The organism is Streptomyces sp. NPDC015220 (assembly GCF_043079345.1).
In the GTDB taxonomy this organism is placed as follows: Bacteria; Actinomycetota; Actinomycetes; order Streptomycetales; family Streptomycetaceae; genus Streptomyces.
This window is the reverse complement of the sequence record NZ_JBIBUK010000001.1, coordinates 482,376-495,998: the sequence shown is the minus strand read 5'-3', so window position 1 is coordinate 495,998 and position 13,623 is coordinate 482,376. Positions and strand designations below refer to the sequence as shown.

10 protein-coding genes and 1 pseudogene are annotated in these 13,623 nt (G+C 73.7%); 3 read left to right on the top strand and 8 right to left on the bottom strand.

Going from position 1 to position 13,623, the window contains the following annotated elements:
* The first annotated feature begins 135 nt into the window (after positions 1–135).
* Positions 136–717, top strand: coding sequence for a hypothetical protein (locus ACF061_RS02515; RefSeq protein WP_392264926.1), 582 nt, complete (start codon positions 136–138; stop codon positions 715–717).
* Between the two features lie 211 nt (positions 718–928).
* Here the strand turns inward: ACF061_RS02515 and ACF061_RS02510 are convergent, their stop codons facing one another.
* The 5 genes from ACF061_RS02510 to ACF061_RS02490 all read right to left on the bottom strand — a co-directional run bounded on the left by ACF061_RS02510 (position 929) and on the right by ACF061_RS02490 (position 6,695).
* Positions 929–1,717 carry a DUF5336 domain-containing protein gene (locus ACF061_RS02510; RefSeq protein WP_392264925.1) on the bottom strand — a complete coding sequence of 263 codons (789 nt, stop codon included), beginning with the start codon at positions 1,715–1,717 and terminating at the stop codon, positions 929–931.
* A 155-nt stretch (positions 1,718–1,872) separates the two neighbouring features.
* On the bottom strand, positions 1,873–2,904 hold the full coding sequence (locus ACF061_RS02505) for an N-acetylmuramoyl-L-alanine amidase (RefSeq protein WP_392265378.1): 1,032 nt from the start codon (positions 2,902–2,904) through the stop codon (positions 1,873–1,875).
* A 173-nt stretch (positions 2,905–3,077) separates the two neighbouring features.
* On the bottom strand, positions 3,078–3,740 hold the full coding sequence (locus ACF061_RS02500) for a class I SAM-dependent methyltransferase (RefSeq protein WP_392264924.1): 663 nt from the start codon (positions 3,738–3,740) through the stop codon (positions 3,078–3,080).
* A gap of 113 nt (positions 3,741–3,853) precedes the next feature.
* Positions 3,854–5,632, bottom strand: a complete 1,779-nt coding sequence (locus ACF061_RS02495) for an MFS transporter (protein WP_392264923.1) — start codon at positions 5,630–5,632, stop codon at positions 3,854–3,856.
* Between the two features lie 430 nt (positions 5,633–6,062).
* Entirely contained in the window at positions 6,063–6,695 is a 633-nt protein-coding gene (locus ACF061_RS02490) for a response regulator (RefSeq protein WP_392265377.1), read from the bottom strand.
* A 377-nt stretch (positions 6,696–7,072) separates the two neighbouring features.
* Between ACF061_RS02490 and ACF061_RS02485 the strand changes: the two genes are divergently transcribed.
* Complete coding sequence (locus ACF061_RS02485; RefSeq protein WP_392264922.1) at positions 7,073–8,614, top strand: alpha-L-arabinofuranosidase B; 1,542 nt, start codon at positions 7,073–7,075, stop codon at positions 8,612–8,614.
* Here the strand turns inward: ACF061_RS02485 and ACF061_RS02480 are convergent.
* Entirely contained in the window at positions 8,592–9,944 is a 1,353-nt protein-coding gene (locus ACF061_RS02480; RefSeq protein WP_392264921.1) for a sensor histidine kinase, read from the bottom strand. The two genes, ACF061_RS02485 and ACF061_RS02480, sit on opposite strands and share 23 nt — an antisense overlap.
* 500 nt (positions 9,945–10,444) lie before the next feature.
* On the opposite strand from ACF061_RS02480, the gene ACF061_RS02475 reads away from it, so the two are divergent.
* A complete protein-coding gene (locus tag ACF061_RS02475) occupies positions 10,445–11,302 on the top strand; it encodes a MaoC/PaaZ C-terminal domain-containing protein (protein ID WP_392264920.1) in 858 nt (285 codons plus the stop codon).
* 185 nt (positions 11,303–11,487) lie between these two features.
* Here the strand turns inward: ACF061_RS02475 and ACF061_RS02470 are convergent, their stop codons facing one another.
* Positions 11,488–11,646 carry a hypothetical protein gene (locus tag ACF061_RS02470; protein WP_392264919.1) on the bottom strand — a complete coding sequence of 53 codons (159 nt, stop codon included), beginning with the start codon at positions 11,644–11,646 and terminating at the stop codon, positions 11,488–11,490.
* Between the two features lie 731 nt (positions 11,647–12,377).
* Positions 12,378–13,436: pseudogene (locus ACF061_RS02465) on the bottom strand (hypothetical protein); the annotation flags it as partial.
* Between the last annotated feature and the right edge of the window lie 187 nt (positions 13,437–13,623).

The window sequence follows — 13,623 nt, the reverse complement described above, 5'->3', positions numbered from 1 at the left end:
CGCGATCCCGCTCGAAACCTGTAATGGGCACGGGGAGTGACGCGAGCGGCACGCCAAGTGCCCTGTTTCGGCTGGTTTGCCCAGGATCACACGGATCGACGGAGTACCCGGAGCAACACCATTTCGGAGGACACCGTGCCCGTACCGATACGGCGCCTCGCCGTGGCGCTCACCCTCTGCTGCGCCCTGCTCGCAGGCTCCGCCGCGTGGGCCGCGAGCCAGAGCGGAGGGCAGCAGCAGACCGATCCGACGGCCGCCGTCGTGGCCGCCACACCCAGTCCCACCACCTCCGCCGAGCGGCAGAAGTTCGCCAAGACCCGCTTCGTGGCGAACGCGGGTCTCGCGGCCGGAGCCACCTACGAGTGGATCTGGAAACCCTACAAGGAGGGCAAGTTCAAGAAGGGGGCGCACGGCCGCAAGGCCACGCTGCTCAAGGCAGGCCTGGCCGGAGCGTTCACGTACAACCGGCTCAAGGCGGCGGTGCGCAACGCCAAGGGTGACCCGACGCTCTCCAAGGCGCTCGCCCCGCTCAACTCGGCCATCGACGGGCTGAAGGACCTGCCCGCCAAGCTGCGCAAGGGCGACGGCTCGGCGGCCAAGAGCTTCAACGACACCATCGACAAGGTGAAGGGCGCAGGGAAGGACGCGGGCGCACCGGTCCAGAACAAGGTGCCGTCCACTTCCGACCTCAAGAGCGGCGCCACGGCCGCTCCCTGAGGACAGCGCCGCACGTCCCGCGACCGTGCGGTCCCCGGCAACAGGGCCGCATGGACGACGACCGAACCGAGCGGACCCCGACCACGGGCCGCACGTCCCCCGCCCGTGCCCTCCCCGACCGCGGGGCCGCATGGACGACGACCGTGTGACGTACGGCGACGGCCCCCCGCCCGAGGGGCGAGGGGCCGCGGGGCCGTTGGTGCGGCGGGTGTCAGCCGCGCTGGATGTCGGTGGCGTCCTGGAGGACACCGCGACGGCCGTCCTGCATCTCGGTCAGCAGGCCCTGGCCGCGCTGCTCCACCGCCAGGTACCAGACACCCGGCGCCAGTTCGGCGATCGGGGTGGGCGAGCCGTCCTCCCCGAACAGCGGACGCGGCGCGGGCACCGCGTACCAGAACGGCGAGAACGGCGCCGCCGACTGGGGCGTCTGCGCCTGGGGCGGCGGCTGCTGGGCGCCGCCGGGGAAGGGCTGGCCCGGCTGAGGCTGGGCGCCGTACGGCTGCTGCTGGGCGCCCGGGTAGCCGTAACCGCCGGGCGGCTGCGCGCCGTAGGGCTGCGGCGAGACCGGCCTGGGAGCCGGGATCAGGGCGACCTGGAGGGCGGGGACCAGCGGCGTGGCGATGGCGCCGGCGGCCAGGACGAGGGCCGCGATGAAGCCGAGGATCAGGCCCGCGCCGGCGTCGATGCCGTCGGGGACGTCCACCAGCGACCAGAAGAAGGTCCACGCGGACAGGATCGCGAACCCCGCGCCGACCATGCCCAGGTCGAGACCTGCCACCTTGCGAGGCTGCGGCAGGCAGCGGTTGAGGACGATCAGGGCGCCACCGATGACCGCCCCCATGTACATGCCGAGGCCGGTCCCGAGGGACTCCCACGAGTTCCGGCTGTCCGAGTAGCCGGAGACGGAGTAGGAGTAGTAGTCGAGGAACGACGCGATGAACAGCAACACCGCTGCTCCGATCACCACGCCGTCGCCCCGAGTCAGGGAGCGGATATTCACGTCAGGTCCTTCGTAGGTCGTCTCGTCGGTAGAGGCGTCGCTGTCACCATGCCGCCAACAGGCCCTGGTGCGAAGCGTGGGGGTGGCCCCTCATCGTACGGGTGACACTATCGCCAGTACGGGCGGGCTGTCCGCAGGGATCAGCGCCTCGGCCGCTACCCGCCCAGGAAACTCACGATTCCCTCAGACAACCCCTCCGCGGCCTTCTGCCGCCACTGAGCGCTGGTGAGCAGGGCCGCGTCCGTGCGGTCGCGCATGTTGCCGCACTCGATGAACACCTTGGGAACCGTTGACAGATTGAGACCGCCCAGATCCTCGCGCGTGACGAGACCGGTGCCGCCGCCGAGGTAGTTGGAGGGCGGCTCGCCGGTGACGCGGACGAAGTTGCCCGCGATCATCGTCCCGAGCTTCTTGGAGGCGGCGGCGACCGGCCGGGTGTCGGCGGCCCCCGAGTGCACGGCCGCCGGCAGGATGACGTGGAAGCCGCGGTTGCCGGGCGCCGATCCGTCGGCGTGGATGGAGACCGCGGCGTCCGCGTGCGCCGAGTTGCCGATCCGGGCCCGTTCGTCCACGCACGGACCCCAGGACGGCGAGCCGTCGTCATGGGTCAACTTCACCGTGGCGCCCTGCCGTTGGAGCAGTGTACGCAGCCGGTGCGCCACGTCCAGCGTGAACCGGGCCTCCGCGTAACCGCCGTTGGTGGACGTGCCGGTGGTGTCGCACTCCTTCCAGTTGGTGCCGATGTTCACCTTGCGGTTGATCTCGGAGGTGTGCTGGAAGTTGCCGGGATTGTGGCCCGGGTCGATGACGACGACCTTGCCCTTCAGCGGGCCGGAGGCGGCGGGCGGTTCCTGCCGCCCGCCGCCGTCGTCGTCCTCGCCGTCGTCCGCGGACCCGGCGGGGGGCGCCCCCCGCCGGGGCCGGGGGGGGGGGCCGGGCCGGGGCCGCGCCCCCGCGGGGGTGGGGGGGGGGGGGGGGGTGGGGGGGGGGGGGCGTGGGGGGGGGGGGGGGGGGGGGGGGGGGGGGCCCCCCGCGGGGGGGGGGGCCGGGGGGGGGGGGGGGGCCGGGGGGGGGGCCCGCCGACGGCCGGGACGGCGAGGGGGAACCGGACCGGGACGGCGACCCGTCGGAGGAGGACGGGGACGTGGAACCGCCGGCCGCCGACCGCGCGGCGGTCCGGCCCGGATCCGGGTCGCCGCCCGAGGAGCCCGCCGCCTCGTACACGAGCCAGCCCAGCAGCGCCCCGGTGACCGCCGCGACACCGGCGGCGGCCGGCCAGCGGCGGCGACGGCCGGAGCGGCCGGAGCGTTCGGGCTGCGGGGGATCGAGGTCGGGGCCTGTGTACGACACGACAGCGACTCTAACCGCGGGTGCCGGGGACAGCCCCGGTCCGCCGCAGGACGCGCAGTGAGCCCGTCACCGAGACCTCGGCGAACTCGCCGGACTCCAGGGCCCGGAGGTACACCCGGTACGGGGCCTGTCCGGTGAACTCGTCCACCGGGTCCGGGAACACGTCGTGGATGACCAGCAGCCCGCCCGGGGCCACGTGCGGCGCCCAGCCCGCGTAGTCGGCGCCGGCGTGCTCGTCGGTGTGGCCGCCGTCGACGAAGACGAGCCCGAGCGGGGTGTTCCAGAGCGCGGCGATCCGCGGGGAGCGGCCGACGAGCGCCACGACGTGCTCCTCAAGGCCCGCCCGGTGCAGGGTGCGCCGGAAGGCCGGCAGCGTGTCCATCAGCCCGATCTCGGGGTCGACCGTCTCCGGGTCGTGGTACTCCCAGCCGGGCTGCTGCTCCTCGCTGCCGCGGTGGTGGTCGACGGTGAGGGCGGTCACTCCGGCCTGCCGGGCGGCGTCGGCGAGCAGGACGGTGGAGCGCCCGCAGTAGGTGCCGACCTCCAGCAGCGGCAGCCCGAGCCGGCCGGCCTCGGTCGCCGCCGCGTACAGGGCGAGCCCCTCGTCCACGGGCATGAACCCCTTCGCGGCCTCGAACGCGGCCAGGATCTCGGGCTTGGGTGCCGCGGGCATGGCAGGGGTCCTTCCGGTCGTACGTCCGTTCCGGGCGCCCATGCTGCCGCACCCCCTGCCGGACGGGCGACAGGGGGTGCGGTGGCGTGCGTCTCAGTGACCGGGCGGCGCCGTCAGGCGCTGACCGTCTCGCCGGGCAGGAGGAGGTCCAGCTCGACCGGGCGGTCGTCGCCCGCGTGGGTCGCGGCGGAGGCGTGCGGACCGTGGCCGCCGGCGCGGGCGGCCAGGACGTACGGGCCCTTGGCGGGCACGGCGAGCCGGTAGCCGCCGTCCTCGGCGGAGAGCGTCGCACCGGCCTGGCGGCCGTGGCGGTCGATCAGGGTGACCTTGGCTCGGGCGACCGGAACGCCGGCGGCGTCCAGGACCCGGCCGCGGAAACCTCCTTCGGGCTCTCCGCTCCGCTCCAGCGGGACCGACCCCCGGCGCACTTCCTCCGCGCGGGCCAGGTTGGCCTCCTCCTCGCTGCTGGCGCGCAGCTGCGGGACGGTCGAACGGTTCGGCTTCGGCAGGCACAGGGCCAGCAGCAGACCGAGGGCGACGGCGGCCGTGGCGATCAGGAAGGAGACGCGGAAGCCGTGCATGGTCGGGACCGCGACGTCGCCGGTCCGGTGGGCGGTGTTGGCCAGCACCATGCCGATCACCGCGCTCGACACCGACGTGCCGATGGACCGCATCAGGGTGTTGAGGCCGTTGGCCGCGCCGGTCTCGGAGGCCGGGACCGCGCCGACGATCAGCGCGGGCAGCGAGGAGTAGGCCAGGCCGATGCCGGCGCCGAGGATCACGGAGGTGACCACCGTCTGCCAGGCCGCGTCCATCAGGCCGAGGCCGCCGCCGTAGCCGATCGCTATGACCAGCAGACCGGTGATCAGGGTGACCTTGGGGCCGTAGCGGGCGGACAGGCGGGCGTAGACCGGCGCGGTGAACATCATCGTCAGGCCCAGCGGGGCCACGCACAGGCCCGCGACGACCATCGACTGGCCGAGGCCGTACCCGGTGGCGGCGGGGAGCTGGAGAAGCTGGGGCAGGACGAGGGAGACGACGTAGAAGGCGACGCCGACCATGATCGAGGCGAGGTTGGTGAGCAGCACCTCGCGGCGGGCGGTGGTGCGCAGGTCGACCAGCGGGGCCGCGATGCGCAGCTCCAGCAGGCCCCAGGCGAGCAGGACGACCGCGGCGGCGGCGAACAGGCCGAGGGTGGTGGCCGACGACCAGCCCCAGTCGCTGCCCTTGGTGATGGGCAGCAGGAACAGCACCAGGCCGGCGGAGAGGCCGAGCGCGCCGAGCAGGTCGAAGGAGCCCTCGGCGCGCATCGGGGACTCCGGCACGGCCCAGAGGGTGAGGGCGATGGACAGCACGCCGAGGCCGGCGGCGCCGTAGAACAGGGCGTGCCAGTCGGTGTGCTGGGCGACCAGGGCCGCGGCGGGCAGCGCGAGTCCGCCGCCGACGCCGATCGACGAGCTCATCAGGGCCATCGCCGAGCCGAGCCGCTCACGCGGCAGCATGTCGCGCATCAGGCCGATGCCGAGCGGGATCGCGCCCATGGCGAAGCCCTGGAGCGTACGGCCCGCGATCATGGGCAGCAGCGCGCTGGTGAACGCGCTGACGAGCGCGCCGGCCACCATGACCGCGAGGCTGGCTATCAGCATGCGGCGCTTGCCGTACAGGTCGCCGAGGCGGCCCATGATCGGCGTGGCCACGGCGCCCGAGAGGAGGGTGGAGGTCAGGACCCAGGTGGCGTTGCTGGGCGAGGTGTCCAGTAGCTGCGGCAAGTCCTTGATGACCGGGACGAGCAGGGTCTGCATCACCGCGACAACGATGCCCGCGAAGGCGAGCACCGGGACGACGGCCCCGCTCGCGCTCCGGGTGGGCCGGTTGGTCGTCGTGAGCGTCATTGAGGAAGGCCTCCAGGCCGTCGTGGGAGCGGATCGTCGTTCAGTCGTGCGGGTGGACCGACGACCCGTCGCGAGCGCGGATCGGCGGTCGGCCGTGCGGAACATATGACCGGGCAACGCCGTACGCCGGAGCGGCTATTCCGATGCTTCGGCTCACTAACGAATTCTTGACCGTTTCCAGAGACTCTGACTGCTCGTCAGATATGACTTGCCGTCAGGTTGTGCGGGAAGCCCCGGGCGGCCGGTGCGCGAGCCCATGCGTGGGAGACGGCTGCGCGAGTGAGGTCATGCTGGCCGGACACCGGTGCGCCCGGCGGCCAACCGCCCCGCCCGGACGCCGGGTCGCCGCACGGCCGGACGGACGCCGGGGGCCGCCCGGGGCGCCCGGACGCCGGGGCGCCGCACGGGCCGGACGGACGGCCGCCGGGGGCTACAGCCAGCCCTGCCGGCGCGCCTCCCGCGTCGCCTCCGTGCGATTGCGGGTGCCGGTCTTGCCGATGGCGGAGGACAGGTAGTTGCGGACGGTGGACTCGGACAGGCGCAGCCGGGCGGCGATGTCGGCGACGGTCGCCCCGTCGGCCGACGCGTTCAGCACCTCGCACTCGCGCGCGGTGAGCGGGTTCGGGCCCGCGCTCAGGGCCGCCGTCGCGAGCGCCGGGTCGACCACCGTCTCGCCGGCCAGCACCCGGCGGATCGCGGCGGCCAGTTCCTCCACCGGACCGTCCTTGACCAGGAAACCGGCCGCGCCCGCCTCCATGGCCCGGCGCAGATAGCCGGGGCGGCCGAAGGTGGTCAGGATGAGTACCCGGCAGTCGGGCGCCCGACCGCGCAGCGCGGCGGCGGCGTCCAGACCGCTCATCCCCGGCAGTTCGATGTCCAGCAGGGCGATGTCGGGCCGGTGGGCCAGCACGGCGTCCACGATCGCGTCACCACGTGAGACCTGGGCGACGACCTCCAGGTCCTCCTCCATGCCGAGCAGCAGGGCGAGCGCCCCCCGCATCATGCCCTGGTCCTCGGCGAGCAGGACGCGGACGGACTCGGCGGGCCGGTGGTCCCGGGGCATCTCGTTCACGCCCCAAGGGTATTGAACAAATCGACCGGTTGGGCTCCGGGTGTCTTGACGCGCCGGGGCGGCGGGCAAACAATCGGCTCTGAATTCGGCGCCGGACCGTTTCGTTCCGGTGCCGTTCTTCGTGCTTCCGCGATGTTCGGTATTTCAGATGCGGGAATGTTCGGGATTTCGTCCGAACGTTGTCCGGTATTTCGAACGGCGCGAGGCGTCGGCGTCGGCCCCCGGGGCAGGACCCGCCCACGGGCCCCGGCCCGGCAGGACGAGCCCACGGCACAGCTCAAGCGCACGGCACGGTCCCAGCACGCGGCACAGCCCAAGCATCAAGCCAAGCACCCGTATCGTCCGACCCGGAACGAAAGGGGCACCCCTTGTTCTCCAGACTCCGCAGCGCCGCCCTGGCCCTGCTCTCGGTGCTCGCGGCCGTCGTCGCGCTCGCCGTCGGCGTGCCGCAGGCCTCGGCCGCCGGTTCGCTCCCGTGCGACGTCTACGCCGCCGCCGGCACCCCCTGTGTGGCCGCGCACAGCCTCGTACGGGCGCTGTACTCGTCGTACGGCGGGCCGCTGTACCAGGTGCGGCGTGCCTCCGACGGCGCCACCGCCGACATAGGACTGCTCGCCACCGGCGGGTACGCGAACGCTGCCGCCCAGGACTCCTTCTGCGCCGGCACCACCTGCGTCATCACCGAGATCCACGACCAGTCGGCGCGCCACAACGACCTCACCGTCGAGGGGGCCGGCGGGGCCGGAGCCGCCGACGTCGCGGCCCCGGCGGACGCGCTGCCGGTGACCGTCGGCGGGCACCAGGTCTACGGCCTGGAGATCTCCGCCGGCATGGGCTACCGGGACAACTCCACCTCGGGCGTGGCCGTCAACGGGCAGGCCGAGGGGATGTACATGGTCACCTCCGGCACCCACGTCAACGGCCGCTGCTGCTTCGACTACGGCAACGCCGAGACCAACAACATGGACACCGGCAACGGCCACATGGACGCCATCAACTTCGGCACCGAGTGCTGGTTCGCGCCCTGCTACGGACAGGGACCCTGGGTGCAGGCCGACCTGGAGAACGGGCTGTTCCAGTCGGACGCCGGCTACAGCAGGAACACCTCCAACACCGGCACCGGACCGCTGCCGTTCGTGACCGCGTTGCTCAAGAACAACGGCCAGAACCATTTCGCGCTGAAATACGGCAACGCGCAATCGGGCGGACTCACCACGACGTATTCCGGTTCCGAGCCCACCGCCTCCGGCTACTCGCCCATGCACCAGGAGGGCGCCATCGTCCTCGGCACCGGCGGTGACAACAGCAACGGCTCCATCGGCTCGTTCTTCGAGGGCGTGATGACCTCAGGCATCCCGACCGACGCCGCCGACAACGCCGTCCAGGCCGACATCGTCTCCGCGGGCTACGGCGGCGCCACCGGCAGCACCGGCTCGCTCACCCCCGGCTCGGAGATCTCGCTGCGCGCGACGACCTCCTGCTGCACCGGCGACTACCTGCGGCACCAGAACGACGCGGCGGTGATCTCCGCGGTGACGTCGAGCAGTTCCAGCCTGGACAGGAACGACGCCACCTGGATCGTCCGCCGGGGCCTGGCGAGCGCCTCCTGCGTCTCCTTCGAGTCGCGCAACTACCCCGGGGACTTCCTGCGGCACTTCGACTACCGCCTCAGGCGGCAGCCCATGGACGGCACCGCCCAGTTCCGCGCCGACGCCACCTTCTGCCCCACCGCCGGCAAGAGCGGCAGCGGCACCACGTCCCTCGCGTCGTACAACTACCCGACCCGCTACCTGCGGCACTACGACTACGACGTGTACATCGCGAGCGACGGTGGTTCCAACGCCTGGGACAGTGCCACCTCATGGCCGGCCGACGTGAGCTGGCAGGTCACCGCGCCCTGGGCGCCGTAGCCGTACCCGTTCCCCCACGGGTGCGCGCGGCCGTACCCGTGCTCGTACCCGGACCCGCGACCGGGAGCGCCGCCGGTGACAACTCGCCCGGTTCCCTGGGGAGTTCCGCGGTGACCGCGAAGCCGCCGCGTGGCGACGGGCCGGCCCGCAGGGAGCCGCCCGCCGTCGCGAGGCGCTCGGTCAGACCCTTCAGACCGGTGCCCCCGACGCCCGGCACGGCAGGCCGGGCCGATGTTCCGTCCCCGTCGTCGGCGATCGTGAGCCGGACCCGTTCGGCCGCGCCGGCGACGGTGATCTCGCAGCGGCCCGCGCCACTGTGCCGCACCACGTTGGTGACCGCCTCGCGCACCACCCAGCCCAGCAGCGCCTCGGTCTGCGGGGTCAGCGGCGGCCCCGATCGGCGTACGTCGGACTCGATGCCGGCGGCGGTCAGCGCCGACCGGGCCCGGTCCAGTTCCGTGCTGAGACTGCCCTCGCGGTAGCCGGTGACCGCTTCTCGGATCTCGGTGAGCGCCTGCCGCCCGACGGACTCGATGTCGGTGATCTGCGTCAGCGCCGCGCCCATGTCGCGGTCCGCCAGCCGGCGGGCCGCCTCCGACTTCACCACGATCACCGACAGCGTGTGGCCGAGCAGGTCGTGCAGGTCCCGGGAGAAACGCATGCGCTCCTCCTCCACCGCCCGGCGCGCCAGTTCCTCGCGGGCGGCCCGCAGTTCCCGCACGGCCTCGCTCAGGCCCAGGATCGCGGCGGTCACCATGGTGGACAGGAACGTGGCGTAGCCGATGTTGATCCCGTCCCAGCCGTCGCGGAAGGCCGACACCGTCCCGGCGAACGCGGCCAGCAGCAGACCGGACCGACCCAGCCAGGGACCGCGCAGGATCGCGCCCGTCGCCAGGCCCAGCAGCGGGAAGAACAGCAGCCAGTTGCCGCCGTAGACGAGCGCCAGTCCGGTGGTCACCGAGCCCATCAGCAACAGCGCCACCCGGGTGGAGACCGCCTCGCGCCGTTCCTTGTCGAAGGCGCGGAAGACGACGTAGACGTACAGCGAGTTGAAGGCGAGCAGGCCGAGCCCGCCGATCCACGGGTCGGGCGTCTCGCCCTGGAGGACGTTGGAGAGGGAGCCCATCCCCATCAGCAGCCAGGGCACCAGGGTGAAACCGGTGGGGGGCGGGCCGGGGTTCTCGGCCGCCTTCCCGGTCCTCCGCGCGGCCTTCCGCTCGGCCTTGAGCCGCTCCTTCCCGTCCTCGCAGCGCCGCTGTGCCCGCCGCGTCTCCCGGAAGGCCGTCCGCCACGACTCCACGTGGCAGGCGAGTTCTCTCGTCCGGCTCATGTTCCCGTTCCCCCGATCAGATGTTCCCCGCGTTCCGGCGGTACGACAGCGCGGCGTACGAACCACGAGCCGGGCGGTCGGCCGCCGAAGGTCTCGACCGCCCCCGCGCGGGACGCGGCGCGCTCTGTCCGTGCCGCGCCTGCCTTCCCGCCTGCTGTCATGTCTACGACGCTACGGTGCGCGCAGCACGGCGGGCAGATGCTGTTGTACGGACTCGGGCAGGACAAATGTCCTGGCCGACCCCGCGGGCACGCCCGGCACGGCGCGGAAGATACCGGATGCTTGTCCGGCGTGGCGCGTGGCGGGTCGACCGGTGCCGGATGCTGGTCCGGTGTGGTGCGTGGCGCCCGGGTGTTGGATGGACGTCCGGCGTGGTCCGTGACGGGTCGGCCGGTGGCCGCTGCGCGTCCGGCGCGGTCCGCGGTGGTCGGGAGGCATCGGACGGTGTCCGGTCGGCACGGTCCGCGGTGACCGGGAGAGACAGGGGAGACGGAAAAGGCATGCCCATCGACGCAGCGAAGGCCGTCGCGGCCGCACCCCGGACCGACGGGATCTCCTGGGGGCCGACGGACGTGCAGCTCTACCACCTCGGCATCGGCGCGGGCGTCCCGGCGACCGATCCGGGAGAACTGCGCTACACCCTGGAGAGCCGGCTGCACGTCCTGCCGAGCTTCGCCACCGTCGCGGGCGGCGGCGCGCCCGGCGTGATCCGGGCCCTGTCCATGCCGGGCGTCGAGGTCGACCTCGCCCGCGTCCTGCACGGCGGTCAGACGCTGACGGTGCACCGGCCCGTGCCCGTGCGGGGCGCCGCGACCGCCACCAGCCGCATCACCGCCGTCCACGACAAAGGTGAGGCGGCCCTGCTCACCCTGCGCACCGAGGTCGCCGACGCCGACGGCCCGCTGTGGACCGACGACGCGCGGATCTTCGTGCGCGGGGAGGGCGGCTGGGGCGGCGACCGCGGCCCCTCCGCACGGCCCGCCCCGCCCGCCGGTGCTCCGGACCGGACGGTCCGACGACCGGTCCGTGAGGACCAGGCCCTGCTCTACCGCCTCACCGGCGACCGCAACCCGCTGCACGCCGATCCCGGCTTCGCCCGGTCCGCCGGCTTCGACCGCCCGGTCCTGCACGGCCTGTGCACCTACGGCATGACGCTCAAGGCGGTCGTCGACACGCTGCTCGGCGGCGACGTCACCCGCGTACGGTCCTACACCGCGCGCTTCGCCTCGGTGGTGTACCCCGGCGAGACCCTGCGCGTGCGCATGTGGCGAGGGGACGGCGCCGTGAGGGTGGCGGTGGGCGCCGTCGAACGCGATGACGCGCCGGTCCTGGTCGACACGGTCGTCGAGCACACCTGAGAGCGCGACCGAGGGCGCGACCGAGGGCACACCGGCCGGCACCCGATGGGCACGCGGCGGGGCGTTCGGGCGGGTCCGGGAAAGGGATGCGGGAGGCGGCGCGGGAGGTGACGCGGCGGGTCCGCTCACGAAGCGGCCCCGCCCCTCGGGTGGAGGGGCGGGGCCGTTCGTCGTGCGCTGTGCCGTCAGGCGGCCACTTCGGTCATCTCCTCGGCCGGCTTGCGGTGGCGACCCCTGGGGGCCGTCTCGCCGTCCTGGGCGGAGACCGGGCCGCGGTGCTTACCGTGGCCCGGGTGTTCCTGGGCGCCGGCTGACAGCGGCTGGGTCGTACTGGCGTCGCTCATCGGAAGAATTCACCCCGTCAACATGATCTTTCGTACAGCCGGGCGAGTCTAACCGGCACACCTCGGGTCGAATCCAGACGGCCACGCCAACCGGCACGACTTCGTTATCTTGTTGCCATACGTCCCGTCATATGCCCTGTCATACGCCCGGTAAGCGCCGCTTGTTGCAGGGTGAGGGGGCGCGTTACGACCGGTCCCGGACCCTCCGCTTCCGGGAGCGCCTCCGCCACTGCCTCAGACGCCGCATCCGGGAGCGCTGCCGGTGCGCCGCGGTCCGGAGCGCCGGGCGCCAAGCCGGGGAGCGCGTCGGACGAGGAGTCCCGGGACGGGCCCCGCGGCGCATCCGGCGACGCGCCCCGCGGGAGCTCGTGAGAGGTGTCCCGTGCCGTGTCGCGGGAGGTGTTCGGCGGTACGCCCTGCGGCGGCGCGTCGCTCGTCGGGTCCGTGGCGGAGGGCGGTGGCAGCAGGGCCCGGCGCGGCATGCGCGCGGCCCGTGCCGTCCGTACCGCCTGCGTAGCCCGTGGCAACTGCGCCGAACGCGGCGCCTGCGCCGACGCCGGCATCTGCGCCGGCCGTGGCACCTGTGCCGGCCGTGGCACCTGTGCCGACTCGGGTACCTGCGCCGGCTGTGGCACGTGCGCCTGTCGTGGCATCTGCGCCGACCCTGGCAGCTGCGCCGAACGTGGCGCCTGTGCTGCCCGGGGCGCGCGGGCCGCCTGCGCGGGTTCCCGCCCCGGAGGCGTCCACCGGGCCACCCCGCACGGCACCGCCCGGGTGGCGAACGGCAGCCGCAGCACACCCTCGTCCGTCCACAGTCCGGCGCCGGTCAGCCATCCCTCGGGCGCGGGCAGATGCCGCACCCGGCGCTCGGCGGGCCGCCACACGCCCACCCAGCTGCCGAACGCGCCGTCGCAGCGCAACGCCACCGCGCACTGCTCCGGCGTCAGCACCTGCCCCGGCTGGATCGCGAACGGCGTGACCACGCAGTCCGGCAGCCGCAGCCACTGGGGGAACCGCACCGGCAGCGTGCTGCCGAGCACGCCCCAGCCCAGCCGCTGCTCCCCGGGACAGGGCGCGTCCGAGCGGATCAGCAGCAGCCCGCTGTCCGGATCGGCGAGCAGCAGCCGGTCGTCGCTGTGCGGCGCGATCTGCAGCAGTGGCGACACCGCGCCGCCGCGGCCCAGGTCCACCACGACCGTCTTGGTGCGCCCGGCGGCCCGTCGGTCCAGGGCCAGCATCCGCCCCGCGCGGTCCAGCCAGACCCCGCCCGAGCAGTGCCCCTCCACCTCCGCCAGCAGCTCCGGCCCGAAGGGCCCGCCCGCCACCAGCCACACCGCCGAGGAGCGCGAGCCCACGGCGAGCGCGTACGCCCGCTCGCCGCCGGGCGCCGGGGGCAGCATCCGCAGCCGGGTGCCCTCCGGGCACTCGACCGCGCCCAGCGGCAGCTCGCCGGTGCCCGGGCCGGTCGGGTACAGCAGCGAGAACGTGTTCCGGCCGGCCACCAGCCGCCGGATCAGCACCCGGCCGTCGCCCATCGGCTGCACCTCGGTGCCCGGTTCCTCGGGCTGGTTGCCGGGCAGCGGCACCGCGTACGGCTCCGGGCCGCCCAGCGTCCAGCGCTCCGGGTACCAGGAGTCGCCGCTGCGGGCCAGCCGGGCCGCGTAGGCGCCGTCCACCGTGATCGCGCAGGCGGCCCGTGGCGGACCGCCGTCCTCGTCGGCCGGTGACGGCGGTGGGGCGCCCTCCTGTTCGCGTGCGGCCGAGACCCCCGGAGAGGCACAGACTGTCATCGTTCGGTCACCTCCTGTGAGGACGCTAGTTTTCGTACGCACAGGCGGGGCTCCGGCGGGCGGAGGCTTCACACCAACGGGTGGCCCAGTAACGATTCGCCTGAGAAAAGCGGAACGTTTGTGCTGGACGCCGGCGACCCCGGCCGGGGCGGCGGCACCGGTTCAGCCGGGGCGAACACCCAGGTAG